This is a genomic window from Microbacterium sp. KUDC0406 (assembly GCF_021582875.1).
Lineage (GTDB): Bacteria > Actinomycetota > Actinomycetes > Actinomycetales > Microbacteriaceae > Microbacterium.
The window spans coordinates 1022334-1035915 of the sequence record NZ_CP091138.1 but is presented as its reverse complement, the minus strand read 5'-3'; the positions used below and the strand labels follow the sequence as shown (position 1 = coordinate 1035915).

Below are 13582 nucleotides of genomic sequence, written 5' to 3'. Positions count from 1 at the left end.
GCGGGGCTCAGGCGAGCCCTGTGACCGGCACGCCGAGCCAGTCCGCGAGCTCCTGGATCTCGGCCCTGACGAGCTCGTGCTCATCCGCTTCCCACGGGAAGAACTCGTGCACCGCGTTCACGCGCAGCACTTCACCCGCGCGGTCGTGCTCGGCGTCGAGCATGCCGATGAACCGATCCCCGAACAGGATCGGATGGGCGAAGTAGCCGTAGACGCGTTGCGCCTTCGGCTTGAACTGCTCGAGCACGTAGGTGAACTCGAACACCTCCTCGAGGCGCCGCCGGTCGAACAGCAGGCTGTCGTAGGGATTGAGGAACGCGACCCGTCCGCCTCGATCCGGCTCCTCGAGCGCCCCGAGTGCCTCGGGGTCGATACGGAAGCGCACGGTGCTCCCCTCGACGGATGCGGCCTCGCCCGACGTCTTCGAGACCCCGTTCCACCAGTTGTACGGACGTGCGAGCCCTGCCGCCTGCAGCAGACGGGACGACCACTGCTCAGCGGCTTCCCCTGCACTGAGCACCGGAACGTCCTGCTCCTGCGGGTAGACGCGCTCCGCGAGATCCCAGCGTCGCGACCGGCCCTCGCGACCGACCACGGCAACTTCGGCCGTCTGGGAGAGCACGTCGAGCATGATGGGCACCTGGTTCGATCCGGTCCACCCGTCGGGGGCCTTCGTGACCTGAGCCGTGTCGGGGATCTCGCTCGCCAGCAGCGGTCCCTCGGCGCGCAGCCGCGCCAGCACATCGCGGCGGAACCCGTCGTTCGCCGCCAGCCAGGATCGGGCGCTCTCCCGCAGCGAGGCCTCGGTCATGCCCGGGAGCATGGCGGGGAGCAGCGAGACGGGAAGGAATGCCCCGTTGTACTCGAACAGCTGCCGATCGTCCTCCGCCGCCTTCTTCAGCTGCCCCGGCTCATACGACCAGCCGATCCGCGACCAGGCCATCGTGTGCTCACAGGGCGCGATCGTCGCGGTGGGGTCGATCTTGATGTACCCGATCTGCTCGGCCACCTCGACGATGTCGCCGGGGCGCTCCGCGTCGAGCAGGGCCGCGCGCACGATGAGACGCCGCGCCTCGTCCTTGGTCAGTGTCACAGTCATGCAGAGTCTCCGCTCAGTCCTCGAACAGCGCCCGGATGTCGTCGGCGGTGAGCGATTTCGCGAACAGCTCGTCGTCGTCCATCACGGCGGTGAACAGCCGAGCCTTGCGCTGCTGCAGAGCGAGCACCTTCTCCTCGATCGTGCCGGTCGAGATCATCCGGTACACGAACACCTGCTCACGCTGGCCGATGCGGTGCGTCCGGTCGATCGCCTGCGCCTCGGCGGCCGGATTCCACCACGGATCCAGCAGGAACACGTAATCGGCCTCGGTGAGGGTGAGCCCGAACCCGCCCGCTTTGAGGCTGATCAGGAACACGGTCTGATCGCCGCCGCGGAACCCGTCCACGACATCGCCGCGCTTCCGCGTGGCGCCGTCCAGTCGGCTGTATGCGATACCGGCATCCCTCAGCCGCTGCTCCGCCAGATCGAGGTACGAGGTGAACTGGCTGAACACGAGTGCACGATGCCCTTCGGCACGCAGCTCCTCGGCTCGCTCGACGAGGGCGTCGAGCTTGCGTGAGCCCACTGCGGCGTCATCAGGATCGATCAGCCCGGGGGCGAGCGCGAGCATGCGCAGCATGGTCAGCGAGCGGAACACGATGAATCTGTTCCGGTCCAGGTCCTTCAGCAGCCCGAGGATCTTCTGCCGCTCGCGCTGCAGCACGGTGTCGTACACGGCGCGATGGGCCGGGCTCGGTTCGACGTGCAGGATCTGCTCCTGTTTGGCGGGCAGCTCGGCGGCCACCAGATCCTTGGTGCGGCGCAGCATGAGCGGCCGGATGCGGCGTCTCAATCGCGCGAGGCGACCGGCCCGGAACTCCGCACCCTCCGCGTTCTCGGGCACCTTGCCCTTCTCGATCGGCTGCACGTAGTCCTCGCGGAACTGACGCTTGGACGGAAAGAGACCCGGTGCGGTCAGACGGAACAGTGCCCACAGGTCCATCAGGCTGTTCTCCAGCGGGGTGCCGGTGACGGCGAACGTCACATCGGCCGGGATCGCCGCCACCGCCTGATGCTGCTGCGATGCGGGATTCTTCACGAACTGCGCCTCGTCGAGGATCAGCCCTGCCCACTCGCGATCGCGGAAGACGTGCTCGGCCAGGCGCACCACCGCGTACGAGGCGACGACCAGGTCGGCGGAGGACGCGGCGTCGCGAACGGCTGACGGCTTCGACGTCTCCACCACGCGCACCCGCAGCCCCGGCGCGAATCGCGCCGCCTCGTCGCGCCAGGCGGAGAGCACGCTGGTGGGTGCGACCACGAGGAACGGGCGCTCCTCTCCCGTCTCACGGGCATGCTGCACGAGGGCGAGCAGCTGCAGGGTCTTGCCCAGACCCATGTCATCGGCCAGGATGCCGCCGAGCCTGTGCTGCCGCAGGAACGCGAGCCATTCGAGCCCGGCCTGTTGATAGGGGCGCAGCCGCGCCCGCAGTCCGTCCGGGGTCGCCCGCGCCGGCACCCCGCTCTCCGCTCTCAGAGCGTCGACCGTCGCCCGCCACGACACCGCCGGTTCAGACTGGTCGGCGAGGTCCTCGAAGTCATCCCAGAGCGCTGTCTGGTACCGGCTGATCCGCGGCCCGGTCTCCCACTCGCCCAGGGTCGCCGCCTCGTCGATCAGCTCGCGCAGCCGATCCAGTGCGGGATGCGCGAGCGAGAAGTGACTGCCGTCGACGAGGAGCAGATTCTTGCGGCGCAGGCTGAGCGCGGTGAACAGCGGCTCGAAGGGAATGGTGCGGCCGTCGATCTTCACGAGGAAGCCGAGGTCGAACCAGTCCGGGTCGGTGCTCTCCACCGTCGACACCGTGATCTCGGGCTCGCCGCTGAGCTCGCGGTAGACCGGCCGGTCGCCGGTGATGATCACCTCGATGCCGGCCTCTTCCAGCGCCGGCACGACCTCGCTCATCAGTCGTGCCGTGTCGAGTTCACGGACGGTGCCGCTCGGCGCGAACGGCAGATCGGATGCCGCTGCCCAGATGCTCTCGACGGCGCGCAGCTCGTCGGCCTCGGCATCCGCATCGCGCACCGGGTCATCACTCGGGGTGACGGGGATTCCGCCGCGTCGTCCGTACCGCCAGCTCAGCCGGTGGTCGGCGGTGTGACCGCCGCGGAACGCGATGGAGAGCACAGAAGTCGGCTTCGCGACCTCCGGCAGGACGACACCCGTGCCGGCCGCAAGCGTGGTGGCCCTGCTCAGCGAGGGGTAGGCCTCGGCGAAGAAGTCCTCCTCGTCGGCAGCGGGAACGGCGAGTGCACCGCCCTCGGCGATCAGCATGCGCATCGGGTCGGAGAGGGGCCCGCGGCCAGTGCCACCTCCACGCGGCGACCCGCGACCCGCCAGGTGTAGAAGCCCGCCCGGCCGATGGGGCGCACGTGCTCGGCCTCTGCGCCGTCGACCCGCGCGGCTGCGCGCAGGAGCAGGCCGTCATCGGTGCGCTCCACCTGCACGTGCGCGGAGGCGGTGTCCGCGAGCCGGAGATCGGTGTGCTTGTGCACGGCGATGAGCGGTACGCCCGCCGCATCCGCCCTGGCCAGGTGATCGAGGAAGACGTCGGATTCGACGTGGTCGACGAGGATCCACTCGCCGGCCGTCCCGGACAGCAGCGAGTCGCGTGCCAGGGCGAGCAGGTCGCCGAACCAGCGGTGCTGTGCGATCGGGTAGGAGGTCGAGGCATGCCGGAAGGACTCCCAGCCCACCTCGCCCTTGATCCAGGCGCCCGTGCGCGGGCTGGCGACGTAGGGTCGCATGGCGAGTCGCACGTGGGCCTCGCCCTTGGCGAGGGCACGCGGATCGGCTGCGGTCGTGCGCCTGGTCGACCACGGATTGGCGTTGCGCTCGTGCACGCGCAGCTCGAAGCCGAGGGCCAGTGGCGTGCGTACGCGTGCGGAGCCGCGGGACTCGGGAATCAGGCGGCGCCAGGGTTCGAGCCTCGGCTGCTCCGGCGCCACGATCGCCTCGCGCGCCCGTGCTTCGCGATCCGCTCTGAGCACGGCAGCGGCCACGTGCTTGCAGGCCGACGCCATCGGGCAGGTGCAGCGCGACGAGAGGATCCTCGGCACCTCGGCGCCGGCGTCCACCCGGATCACGCACGCGTAGTCGCCGATGCTGCTGCCCTTCACCGTGGCTTTGAGCACGGAGGAATCCGCATCCCACCTGGTGGAGAGCACCATGCCGGTCCGCGCGTAGTCCCGTGCGCGCTGCAGCGTCGCGCTGCCGACGTGGCGGTTGAGAGTCACGTCGTCGATGTGCGGGAACGGCATGGGTGCAATCCTGCCAGCACCGGCCGACAGTCGATCACTCCCGCTCGTTGCCGTGCCGTTACCCAACCCTTGCCGGATCGTGATCCCACCGGCTGAGGACCGCGCCTAGCCTGTGGCTATGAACAGCTTGCGGCGAAGTCTGGTGGCGGTCGTCTTCCTCTCGGCGCTGATGCTCGGCGCCGCGGGCTGCACCGCGATGAACGGGGCGTCCGACGGGTCGGCAGGCGGCGGTGTGCAGGCCGGGCAGGATGCCGGCGGCGCCGTCGACGAGAAGGCTCCCGAAGCGGTCGATCAGGACTCGGCGGTGGTCACGACCGGACGGATGCTGCTCACGGCCGACGATCCGCTCGCCGCGGCCGACGCCGCCGCGAAGATCGCCATCGACGCCGGCGGACGGGTCGACGCGCGGCACGATGACGCAGGCGGAGAGAGCGCGGCGGCTCAGGCCGAAGTCGTCCTGCGGATTCCCGCCGACGAGCTCGAGGATGCGCGCATCGCCCTGAAGAAGCTCGGCGAACTGGCGGAGACGTCCTTCTCTGCCGAGGAGGTGGGCGCGACCCAGCGCGATCTCGACGCCCGCATCACGACTCTGCGCACTTCGATCGCCCGGTACACCGAGTGGCTCGGCTCGGCGCAGAAGACGTCCGATCTCATCGAGCTGGAGCAGGCGATCTCCGAGCGGCAGAGCGAGCTGGAGTCGCTGACCGCACAGAAGCGCGATCTCGACGACCGGGTGGCGATGGCCACCGTCACCGTGACGTTCACGTCGGTGTACGTGCCGCAGTCGACGGTGCCGCAGACACCGCTCGAAGCGATCGCGGCCGGATGGTCGGCGTTCGTCGGGTTCTGGTCTGCGGCCGGGATCGCGCTCGCGTTCCTGCTGCCCTGGCTCGTCGTCATCGCCGCGATCGTCCTCGTCGTGCTGTGGCTGTCACGGCGTCGGCGGAGGGGGATGCCGGCGCCGCAGACACCCGCTCCTGCCGAGGCGATGCCGTGGCTGGCTGCTCGGGAGCAGGATGCGACTGCCGCGCCCGTGGTCGCCGGCCCCGCGGCATCCGACTCGGCTGAGACGGAGCCGCCCGCACAGCACGACGCCCCGCGCTGACCGGCGCGGGGCGTCGAAGACCCGTCAGGCGGCGCGGGCGAGGCGTGCGAGGACGCCGTGCACGAAGGCGCCGGACTCGTCCGTGGAGAGCTCCTTGGCGAGTTCGACCGCCTCGTCGATGGCGACGGCCGTGGGCACCTGCTCGTTGAACAGGATCTCCCAGGCGGCGATGCGCAGCACGGCTCGGTCGACGGCGGGCATGCGCTCGAGTCGCCAGTCACGGCTGTGCGTGGTGATCTGCTCGTCGATCTCGTCGCGGTGGTCGACGACGCCGTCGACGATCTCGCGCGCATACAGCCAGGAGGCCTCGCGGGCCGGCTCGCTGGCAGCACGCTTGGCCGCTGCGGCCAGCGTGGTCGCGATGTCCTCGTCGCGCACGTCTGCGGCGAACAGGATGTCGAGGGCGCGCTTGCGCGCCTTGCTCCGTGCGCTCAAGATCAGTCGTTGACGCGGCCGAGGTAGTCACCCGTGCGGGTGTCGACCTTGACCTTGGTGCCGGTCTCGAGGAAGAGCGGAACCTGGATCTCGTAGCCGGTCTCGACGGTCGCGGGCTTGGTCCCGGCCGACGAGCGGTCGCCCTGCAGGCCCGGCTCGGTGTAGGTGATCTCGAGCACGACCGACGCGGGGAGCTCGATGTACAGCGGGTTGCCGTCGTGCAGCGCGATCTGCACCTGCTGGTTCTCGAGCAGGAAGTTCTTCGCGTCGCCGACCGTGGCAGCGCTGACGGAGAGCTGATCGTAGTCCTCGACGTCCATGAAGACGAAGCTGTCGCCGTCGGTGTAGAGGTAGGTGAAGTCGCGGCGGTCGACGTTCTGGATGTCGACCTTGGTGCCGGCGTTGTAGGTGCGGTCGACGGTCTTGCCGCTGACGACGTTCTTGAGCTTGGTGCGCACGAATGCGCCGCCCTTGCCGGGCTTGACGTGCTGGAACTCGATGACGCTCCAGAGCTGCCCGTCGATCGACAGGACGACGCCGTTCTTGATGTCTGCGGTGGATGCCATGCTGGTGGAAGTCCGTTCGTTATCGAAGTGTGTTCGGCCTCGCGCTGATGCGCTCGAGAGTCGGCCAGGAGTCGATTCTACGGGATGCGCGAGATTCGGCCTGAGAACGGGACGGATCTCTTGCCCCATTCGAAGATACGTTCCATACTTGAGCAGGCGTGCCGCCGGGGTCCCATCGATTCCCTAGCGGAGAGCGCGCTGTGCAGCCGTCCTCACCCGATGGTTCTCATCGGTCGTCAGCTGCTCGAGCAGAAGCTCCGATTCCCGGGACGTGAGTGCGTTCGCCCGGATCACCTTCACCACCATCTCCCGGATGCGCCAGTGCTCGTCATGACCGGCAGCCAGCACCGCCGGCTCCGCGGTCGGATCCCAGACGTACAGGAACGCCCGCAGAGCCCACACGCGGGGCCAGTATCCGCCGACGCCCCCTTCACGTCCGGCGAACACCGAACGCGCGCTGCTCCCACCGAGCACCTCGAGAAGCTCCGCATCCGGGATCGTGCCATCGAGGATCCGAACGCATCTGCCGACGAACTCGCTCTTCCCGCGACGAGCGCTCGCCGTCACGATCCTCCTCCGCGGGGTCGAGTCCTGCACCATGAGCCGTCAGACGTCGTTGCCGCCGAGCGAGGCGATATACTCCGCGTTGCCGGCGGATCGCCAGGCGATAGCGGTCAAGGTCCGGCGCGCTCGCCTCTTCGGCGATCACCTCGAGCAGGCCGGCGATCGCGGCATCCGCCCGGCCGGCAGCGTGCAGGGTCAGCGTGCGGAACACCGCCAGCGACGGCGAGCCGGGAAAGGCGCGCAGCCCCTGGTCGAAGACCTCGAGCGACCGCTCCAGCTCGCCCAGGTTCCGCAGCGTCGACCCGTACTGCAGGTAGCAGCGCCGCAGGACGTCGCCCTGCAGCCCGGCGTCGAGAGCGCGCTCGTAGAAGCCCCGCGCGATCTCCTCCTCCCCTGCCGTGTCGTAGGCGCCACCGACCTCGTACAGCACGCGGGCCGCGCCGGGATGAGTCTCGAGGTAGGGCAGCAGCGCATCGATCGTGGGCTGCATGTCGTCGCGGTTCCTGGCGGCGACGATGCGGTCCAGCTCGACGTCGAGTGACATGACGTCCGGCTCCGTTCCTAAAGCTTCGAGACGAGCTCGCGCACGGCCTCGGCGTAGCCCTGCACGCCGCGCCCGACCACGCGCACAGTGGCGACATCGTGCAGATAGGAGAAGTGCCGGAACTCCTCCCGCCGATACACGTCCGAGATGTGCACCTCGGCGAACGGCAGACCGACGCCGGTCAGCGCGTCCCGCAGCGCCACCGACGTGTGAGTCAGGCCGCCGGGATTGATGACGATACCGGTGCAGTCCTCACGGGCGGCGTGGATCGCATCGATCAGCACGCCCTCGTGATTGCTCTGCACGGCGCGCACGTCGTACCCGAGAGCGGAGGCGGCGTCCGCCGTGATCCGCTCCACATCCGCCAGCGTCTCAGTGCCGTAGATCCCCGGCTCGCGAGTGCCGAGCAGGTTCAGGTTCGGGCCGTTCACGAGCAGCAGGCGGTGGGGCTGAGTCACGACCACACGCTATCAGCGGGTGGTGAGAGAGCGGACCATCACGTACTCCTGCCCGTTGTCCAGCGTGGTGATCTCGCCGGTGCGCACGAAACCGCAGCGCTCGTAAGCGCGCTGAGCGCGGTGGTTGTCGACGTGCACCTCGAGATACAGCGCCGCGCGGCCGGTCTGCCCCGCCCAGGTCGCCGCGGCATCGAAGAGCCCCTCGATCGCCCCGGCGCCGCGATACCCGTCGGCGACGTACACTCCCACGACCAGTCCCGCCCCGGGGCGATCACGATTGTCGAGCACGGTCGCCGTTCCGAACCAGTCGCCGTCCTCGGAGACCGCGACGAACTGCGCCGCCTGATCGCCGGACGCCGCATTGCGCGTGCGGTCCTGCCAGAACTCCTCGGGCTGCTCCGAGGCGTGCTCGAGGGTGTCCAGGAAGGCGAGGTGTGCGACCGGGTCGGCGAGAGCGCGCAGCCGCAGCGCGCGCACCTCGGCCCACTCCCCCGGCGCGACGCGACGGACAGCGAAGCTCATGCGCCCACTTCCTGGTACGCCGCGAACATCAGAGACTCGTCCGGTGCCTGCAGCACGGTCGGCTTGGCGATGTCGTCGAGCACGATGAAGCGCAGCATGCCGCCGCGGGCCTTCTTGTCGCGCTGCATGGTCGCCAGCAGCTGCGACCAGGCGCCCGACCGGTAGGTCGTCGGCAGGCCGAGGGTCTCCAGGATCGAACGGTGCCGATCGACGGCCTCGTCGGAGAGCCGGCCCGCGAGCCGGGAGAGCTCGGCGGCGTACATCATGCCGACCGAGATCGCCGCGCCGTGGCGCCACTGGTAGCGCTCGGCGTGCTCGATGGCGTGTCCGAGGGTGTGGCCGTAGTTCAGGATCTCGCGCAGTCCGGCCTCACGGAAGTCTTCCGAGACGACCTTCGCCTTCATGTCGATCGCGAGTTCGATCGTGCGGCGGAACTCGTCCGCCGCCGGATCGATCGCCCGCTCCGGCGCCGCCTCGATGATGTCGAGGATCTCGGGCGCCCAGATGAAGCCGGCCTTGACGACCTCGGCATAGCCCGCGGTCGCCTCGTTCGCGCTGAGGCTGGTCAGCTCGTCGAGATCGCCGATCACGGCACGAGGGGCCCAGAACGCACCGACCAGGTTCTTGCCCTCGGCGGTGTTGATCCCGGTCTTGCCGCCGACTGCGGCGTCCACGAGGCCCAGCACCGTGGTCGGTACCTGCACGACCTGCACACCGCGCAGCCACGTCGCCGCGACGAAGCCCGCGAGATCCGTGACCGACCCTCCGCCGTAGCCGATCACCGCGTCGGTGCGGGTGAAGTCGGCCTGGCCCATGACCTGCCAGCAGAAGGCCGCCACCTCGACGCGCTTGCCCTGCTCGGCATCCGGGATCTCGGCGAGCAGCACCTCGAGCGAGCCGTCCGCCATGAGACGCTCACGCAGCTGCGCGGCGCGCGCGGAGAGCGTCGGCGGGTGCACGACGAGCACCTTGCGCACCGCGGGATCCAGCGCGGCGGCGACCCGGTCGAGGATGTCGCGACCGACCGTGATCTCATAGTTCTCGCGTCCCGTGACACCGATCGTCGTCGTGCTCATTCCTGTTCCCTCCGCCATTGGGCGATCTCGTCCGCGATCTTCCGCATCGGACGCTTCGAGGTGTCGACCGTCAGGTCGGCGACCTCCTCGTACCATCCGCGCCGTGCCTGGAAGATCTCCTCCCAGCGCGCGACCGGATCCTCTCCGGCCAGCAGCGGCCGGCCGCTTCCGGTGATCCGCGCGGCCACGGCCGCCACCGTCACCGTCAGGTAGACGACCGGATGCCCGGACAGCAGCGTCCGCGTGCCGGCATCGGTCACCGCACCGCCGCCGAGCGACACCACGCCGCCCTCGTGGAGCGCTGCGGCCACCGCGTCGCGTTCGAGCGCGCGGAAGTGCGCCTCTCCGTGAGCCTGGAACAGCTCCGGGATCGGGCCGTGGTCGGCGACGATGCGCTTGTCGGTGTCGATGAACGGCACCTCGAGGGCGCGCGCCACCCGGCGTCCCACGCTGGTCTTCCCCGCCGCCATCGGTCCGACCAGCACCAGCGTGAGCGGATGTTCAGCCGAGCTCGTCATCGGCGATCAGGCCCCGTCCTGTGCGATCAGGGCCGCCTCGGACGCCGGCGCGGTGCGCAGCGACTCCGGGATCGCCTGCAGGTAGGACTGCAGATTGCGGCGGGTCTCGCCGACGCTGTCGCCGCCGAACTTCTCCAGCACGGCGTTCGCGAGCTCGATCGCGACCATGGCCTCTGCGACGACCCCGGCCGCCGGCACCGCGCACACGTCGGAGCGCTGGTGGTGTGCGGTGGCCTGCTCGCCGGTCGCGACATCGATCGTGCGCAGCGCGTGCGGCACCGTGGCGATCGGCTTCATACCGGCGCGCACGCGCAGCACGGTGCCGGTGGACATGCCGCCCTCCGTGCCGCCCGCGCGGTCGGAACCGCGGGTGATGCCGCCATCGGCCTCGAAGAGCTCGTCGTGGGCGGCGGAGCCGCGGCGGCGGGTGGTCTCGAAACCGTCTCCGACTTCGACTCCCTTGATGGCCTGGATGCTCATCAGCGCCTGCGCGAGACGCCCGTCCAGCCGGCGGTCCCAGTGCACATGCGATCCGAGCCCCGGGGGCAGACCGTAGGCGAGCACCTCGACGATGCCTCCGAGCGTGTCGCCGTCCTTGCGCGCGGCGTCGACCTCGGCGACCATCAGCGCGGAGGTGGCCGGGTCGAAGCAGCGCAGCGGATCGGCGTCGAGGGCGGCCACGTCGTCGGGGGTCGGCAGCGCGGAGCCCTCGGGCACCTGCACCGGTCCGATCGACAGGGTGTGGCTCACCAGCCGGATGCCGAGCTCGGCGAGGAACGCGCGCGCGAGCGCGCCGAGGGCGACGCGCGCGGCCGTCTCGCGGGCGCTGGCGCGCTCGAGGATCGGGCGTGCCTCGTCGAAGTCGTACTTCTGCATACCCACCAGGTCGGCGTGACCGGGTCGCGGGCGGGTCAGCGCGGCTCCGCGGCCGCGCGACTTCTCGGTGAGCGAGGCGGGCGCCGGATTCATCACCTCGGTCCACTTCGGCCACTCGGTGTTGCCGATCCGCAGCGCAACGGGGCTGCCCAGCGAGAGTCCGTGCCGGACGCCGCCCGAGATGCTGAGCTCGTCCTGCTCGAACTTCATCCGCGAGCCGCGGCCGTAGCCGAGCTTGCGTCGCTGCAGGTCGGACTGGATGTCCTCTGCCGTGATGGGCACACCGGAGGGCAGGCCCTCCATGACGGCGATGAGTTCGGGGCCGTGCGATTCGCCGGCCGTGAGCACGCGGAGCATTGCTCCAGTCTCCCATGCCTTCAGGGCAGCGCTGAGCGCATTACCCCGATCAGCGCCGCCTCATCGGGCAGCGGCGTCTCCTGAGAGCCGTCGCGGAAGATCCGGATCTGCCGCACGGCCTGGTACAGCAGCATCTCGAGCCCGGAGAGCACGGTCGGATCCGCCCACCGGCCCGCCAGAGCCGACGGCCACGGCGCGTACGCCGCGTCGAGCAGCGCGCCGCCGGATGCCGAGAGCGCGTCGACGACGGAGTCGTCCAGCTCCGCGCCGCTGGGCAGCGTCGCGATCGTGAGGTCGACGGATGCCGCCGGGCTCGGCGAACGCGCTGACGGAGGTCTGCACGCCGATACTGTTCCCCAGCGCGACCAGGTGCACGGCGGCTTCGGGACGGCGCGCGCGGATCTCGACGCGTTCTGCTCCGAGGTCGGCGACGGCGATCAGTGCGGACGCCGCTGTCGCCCCCGCTCCGAGGATCCTGGCACTGCCGATGGCCGTGACACCGGCCGCCGTGACCGCGTCGACGATTCCGCCGACATCCGTGTTGAAGCCGTGCAGGGCGTCACCGAGCAGCAGCGTGTTCACCGCACCCGTGAGCTCGGCGTGCCGATCGCGCACGTCGGCGGCGCGGAAGGCCCGCTCCTTGAGCGGCATCGTGAGCGAGAGGCCGCGCCAGGTGTCGTCCAGCCCGGCCAGGGCACCGGCGAAGCCCGCGACATCCACCTGACGGCGATCGTAGGTCCAGTCCAGGCCCAGACTCCGGTAGGCGGCACCGTGCAGCTGCGGGGAGCGGCTGTGCGCGATCGGATCGCCCCAGACGGCGAGGCGGGTGCGCTCGCTCATGCGCTCGGCCCGCCGTGCATCAGTAGCAGCCGCCGTCCGGGTTGTCCTTGCACCACTGCTGGTACTTCTTCTCGGCCTTCTGCTGCTCTTCATACGTCGCCGAGAACACCGTGTCGCCGGTGTCCAGGTTGACCGTCACGAAGTAGAACCACGGGCCCTCGGCCGGGTTCTGCGCCGCCTTGATGGCGGCGTCGCTCGGGCTGGAGATCGGTCCCGACGGGAAGGCCGGCGTGCACGTACGTGTTCCAGGGGTTCTGATCCGTCGACACCGCCTTCCAGGGCCAGGACGACACGGCACCGTCATGGGTCAGCCCGTACCCGTACTGGGCCGTCGAGTCCATCTGCAGCAGTCCGTGCGTCTCGTCGTTGTTCGGCTGCAGGCGGTTGTCGATCACGCGCGAGACCTTGTCGAAGTCCCTGGTGTGCCCCTCGCGCTGCACGATCGACGCGATCGTGAGGATCCGCTCCTCGTCGCCCGCCGCCACGCCGGCATCCTTCAGCGACTGCCGCGTGCGATCCACCATCTTCTGCACGACCTCCTTCGCCGTGACGCCCGGATCGTACGTGTAGACGGCGGGGAACAGCCAGCCCTCGAGGCTCTTCGCCTGCACGCCGTAGTCCGCCGGGTTCTTGACCGCCGCCTGGAGGTCCTCCAGCGGCATGCCGAGCGAGTCCGCGACGGTCGGCAGGTAGTTCTTGATCTGACCGCCCTCGGGAACCGAGGCCGTGTTCTCCATGCGATTGCTCTCGTCACGGAGCGCGGCGAGGGCGGCGTCCGCCGTCATCTGCTTCTTCAGCTTGTAGACGCCCGGGTAGAACGTCACCGCGAGGTTCTTGTCGACGAGCATGTCGTAGAACACCGACGGCGTCTTGGTCACACCCGCGCTGTGCAGTGCGGTGGAGATGGGCTGGCCGGTGTCGCCGTCCTTGATGGTGACGTACGCCTCGCCCTTCTCCTGCCCTGCCTCGTAATCCTTCGACGGGCCCCAGCCCATGACGTCGTTGATCTTGTCGCCGTAGGTGTTGTACACCCAGGCGCCGGCACCCGCGATGCCGCCGAGAATCGCGAGCAGCACGATCAGCGAGATCAGGCATCCCTTGCCGCGCTTCTTCTTCGGCTGGTGGTGCGACTCCGGTGCGAAGAGCGAATCGAAGTCCGTCGGCCCGTCGGAGCCGCCGTCCGACGCCGATGCCGCCGCGTCGGCGTCGCCCTCGTGAGTCGCAGGCTCCGCGGGCCGTGGCGCGGGCGTCTGCGGCTGCGCGGCCGAGGGTTCGGGGGCGGATGCCGCGGGCTGCGGCTCTGGTGCGGATGCCGCTCGCCGCGGCTCGGGCAGGGATGCCCCAGGCTGCAGACCGGGGACGGT

At 69.8% G+C, this 13582-nt stretch carries 15 protein-coding genes and 1 pseudogene; 1 reads left to right on the top strand and 15 read right to left on the bottom strand.

Annotated elements, in window-relative coordinates:
• Positions 1–7: 7 nt before the first annotated feature.
• Genes L2X99_RS05275 through L2X99_RS05265 form a run of 3 tightly spaced genes read right to left on the bottom strand, consistent with a single transcriptional unit; the run spans position 8 to position 4357 of the window.
• Positions 8–1099 carry a DNA glycosylase AlkZ-like family protein gene (locus L2X99_RS05275; protein WP_236124697.1) on the bottom strand — a complete coding sequence of 364 codons (1092 nt, stop codon included), beginning with the start codon at positions 1097–1099 and terminating at the stop codon, positions 8–10.
• Between the two features lie 13 nt (positions 1100–1112).
• Positions 1113–3371: a DEAD/DEAH box helicase gene (locus L2X99_RS05270; protein WP_236124699.1), complete on the bottom strand. Its 2259-nt coding sequence runs from the start codon at positions 3369–3371 to the stop codon at positions 1113–1115.
• A complete protein-coding gene (locus tag L2X99_RS05265; RefSeq protein WP_236124700.1) occupies positions 3365–4357 on the bottom strand; it encodes an SWIM zinc finger family protein in 993 nt (330 codons plus the stop codon). The genes L2X99_RS05270 and L2X99_RS05265 overlap by 7 nt, the downstream gene beginning before the upstream one ends.
• A 118-nt stretch (positions 4358–4475) precedes the next feature.
• Between L2X99_RS05265 and L2X99_RS05260 the strand changes: the two genes are divergently transcribed.
• The gene (locus L2X99_RS05260) at positions 4476–5462 is read left to right on the top strand and encodes a DUF4349 domain-containing protein (RefSeq protein ID WP_236135722.1); all 987 of its coding nucleotides are present in this window, start codon (positions 4476–4478) and stop codon (positions 5460–5462) included.
• Between the two features lie 24 nt (positions 5463–5486).
• On the opposite strand, the gene nusB is transcribed toward L2X99_RS05260, so the two are convergent.
• The 12 genes and pseudogenes from nusB to L2X99_RS05205 form a co-directional block, all read right to left on the bottom strand.
• Complete coding sequence (gene nusB / locus L2X99_RS05255) at positions 5487–5897, bottom strand: transcription antitermination factor NusB (RefSeq protein ID WP_236126904.1); 411 nt, start codon at positions 5895–5897, stop codon at positions 5487–5489.
• Positions 5898–5899: 2 nt separating this feature from the next.
• Positions 5900–6463: an elongation factor P gene (efp, locus tag L2X99_RS05250; RefSeq protein WP_236124701.1), complete on the bottom strand. Its 564-nt coding sequence runs from the start codon at positions 6461–6463 to the stop codon at positions 5900–5902.
• Positions 6464–6646: 183 nt separating this feature from the next.
• On the bottom strand, positions 6647–6865 hold the full coding sequence (locus L2X99_RS05245) for a HEAT repeat domain-containing protein (RefSeq protein WP_236135721.1): 219 nt from the start codon (positions 6863–6865) through the stop codon (positions 6647–6649).
• Positions 6866–6893: 28 nt separating this feature from the next.
• Entirely contained in the window at positions 6894–7571 is a 678-nt protein-coding gene (locus L2X99_RS05240; protein ID WP_236135720.1) for a tetratricopeptide repeat protein, read from the bottom strand.
• 17 nt (positions 7572–7588) lie between these two features.
• Entirely contained in the window at positions 7589–8029 is a 441-nt protein-coding gene (gene aroQ, locus L2X99_RS05235; RefSeq protein WP_236124704.1) for a type II 3-dehydroquinate dehydratase, read from the bottom strand.
• Between the two features lie 12 nt (positions 8030–8041).
• Positions 8042–8551 carry a GNAT family N-acetyltransferase gene (locus tag L2X99_RS05230; protein WP_236135719.1) on the bottom strand — a complete coding sequence of 170 codons (510 nt, stop codon included), beginning with the start codon at positions 8549–8551 and terminating at the stop codon, positions 8042–8044.
• The gene (aroB, locus tag L2X99_RS05225) at positions 8548–9627 is read right to left on the bottom strand and encodes a 3-dehydroquinate synthase (protein ID WP_236124708.1); all 1080 of its coding nucleotides are present in this window, start codon (positions 9625–9627) and stop codon (positions 8548–8550) included. The genes L2X99_RS05230 and aroB overlap by 4 nt, the downstream gene beginning before the upstream one ends.
• Entirely contained in the window at positions 9624–10145 is a 522-nt protein-coding gene (locus L2X99_RS05220) for a shikimate kinase (RefSeq protein ID WP_236124709.1), read from the bottom strand. The genes aroB and L2X99_RS05220 overlap by 4 nt, the downstream gene beginning before the upstream one ends.
• A 6-nt stretch (positions 10146–10151) precedes the next feature.
• Positions 10152–11378: a chorismate synthase gene (aroC, locus tag L2X99_RS05215; protein WP_236124711.1), complete on the bottom strand. Its 1227-nt coding sequence runs from the start codon at positions 11376–11378 to the stop codon at positions 10152–10154.
• 60 nt (positions 11379–11438) lie between these two features.
• Positions 11439–12218, bottom strand: coding sequence for a shikimate dehydrogenase family protein (locus L2X99_RS05210; RefSeq protein WP_236135718.1), 780 nt, complete (start codon positions 12216–12218; stop codon positions 11439–11441).
• Positions 12219–12237: 19 nt separating this feature from the next.
• Entirely contained in the window at positions 12238–12522 is a 285-nt protein-coding gene (locus tag L2X99_RS17815) for an endolytic transglycosylase MltG (protein WP_268928550.1), read from the bottom strand.
• Positions 12506–13213: pseudogene (locus L2X99_RS05205) on the bottom strand (endolytic transglycosylase MltG); the annotation flags it as partial. The pseudogene L2X99_RS05205 and the gene L2X99_RS17815, both read right to left, overlap by 17 nt.
• Positions 13214–13582: the final 369 nt, after the last annotated feature.

Excerpts from the sequence above, each read along its gene's own strand:
- L2X99_RS05275 (WP_236124697.1), bottom strand. The coding sequence starts at position 1,099 with ATGACTGTGACACTGACCAAGGACGAGGCGCGGCGTCTCATCGTGCGC.
- L2X99_RS05270 (WP_236124699.1), bottom strand. The coding sequence starts at position 3,371 with ATGCTGATCGCCGAGGGCGGTGCACTCGCCGTTCCCGCTGCCGACGAG.
- L2X99_RS05265 (WP_236124700.1), bottom strand. The coding sequence starts at position 4,357 with ATGCCGTTCCCGCACATCGACGACGTGACTCTCAACCGCCACGTCGGC.
- L2X99_RS05260 (WP_236135722.1), top strand. The coding sequence starts at position 4,476 with ATGAACAGCTTGCGGCGAAGTCTGGTGGCGGTCGTCTTCCTCTCGGCG.
- efp (WP_236124701.1), bottom strand. The coding sequence starts at position 6,463 with ATGGCATCCACCGCAGACATCAAGAACGGCGTCGTCCTGTCGATCGAC.
- L2X99_RS05240 (WP_236135720.1), bottom strand. The coding sequence starts at position 7,571 with ATGTCACTCGACGTCGAGCTGGACCGCATCGTCGCCGCCAGGAACCGC.
- L2X99_RS05230 (WP_236135719.1), bottom strand. The coding sequence starts at position 8,551 with ATGAGCTTCGCTGTCCGTCGCGTCGCGCCGGGGGAGTGGGCCGAGGTG.
- aroB (WP_236124708.1), bottom strand. The coding sequence starts at position 9,627 with ATGAGCACGACGACGATCGGTGTCACGGGACGCGAGAACTATGAGATC.
- L2X99_RS05220 (WP_236124709.1), bottom strand. The coding sequence starts at position 10,145 with ATGACGAGCTCGGCTGAACATCCGCTCACGCTGGTGCTGGTCGGACCG.
- aroC (WP_236124711.1), bottom strand. The coding sequence starts at position 11,378 with ATGCTCCGCGTGCTCACGGCCGGCGAATCGCACGGCCCCGAACTCATC.
- L2X99_RS05210 (WP_236135718.1), bottom strand. The coding sequence starts at position 12,218 with ATGAGCGAGCGCACCCGCCTCGCCGTCTGGGGCGATCCGATCGCGCAC.
- L2X99_RS17815 (WP_268928550.1), bottom strand. The coding sequence starts at position 12,522 with ATGACGGTGCCGTGTCGTCCTGGCCCTGGAAGGCGGTGTCGACGGATC.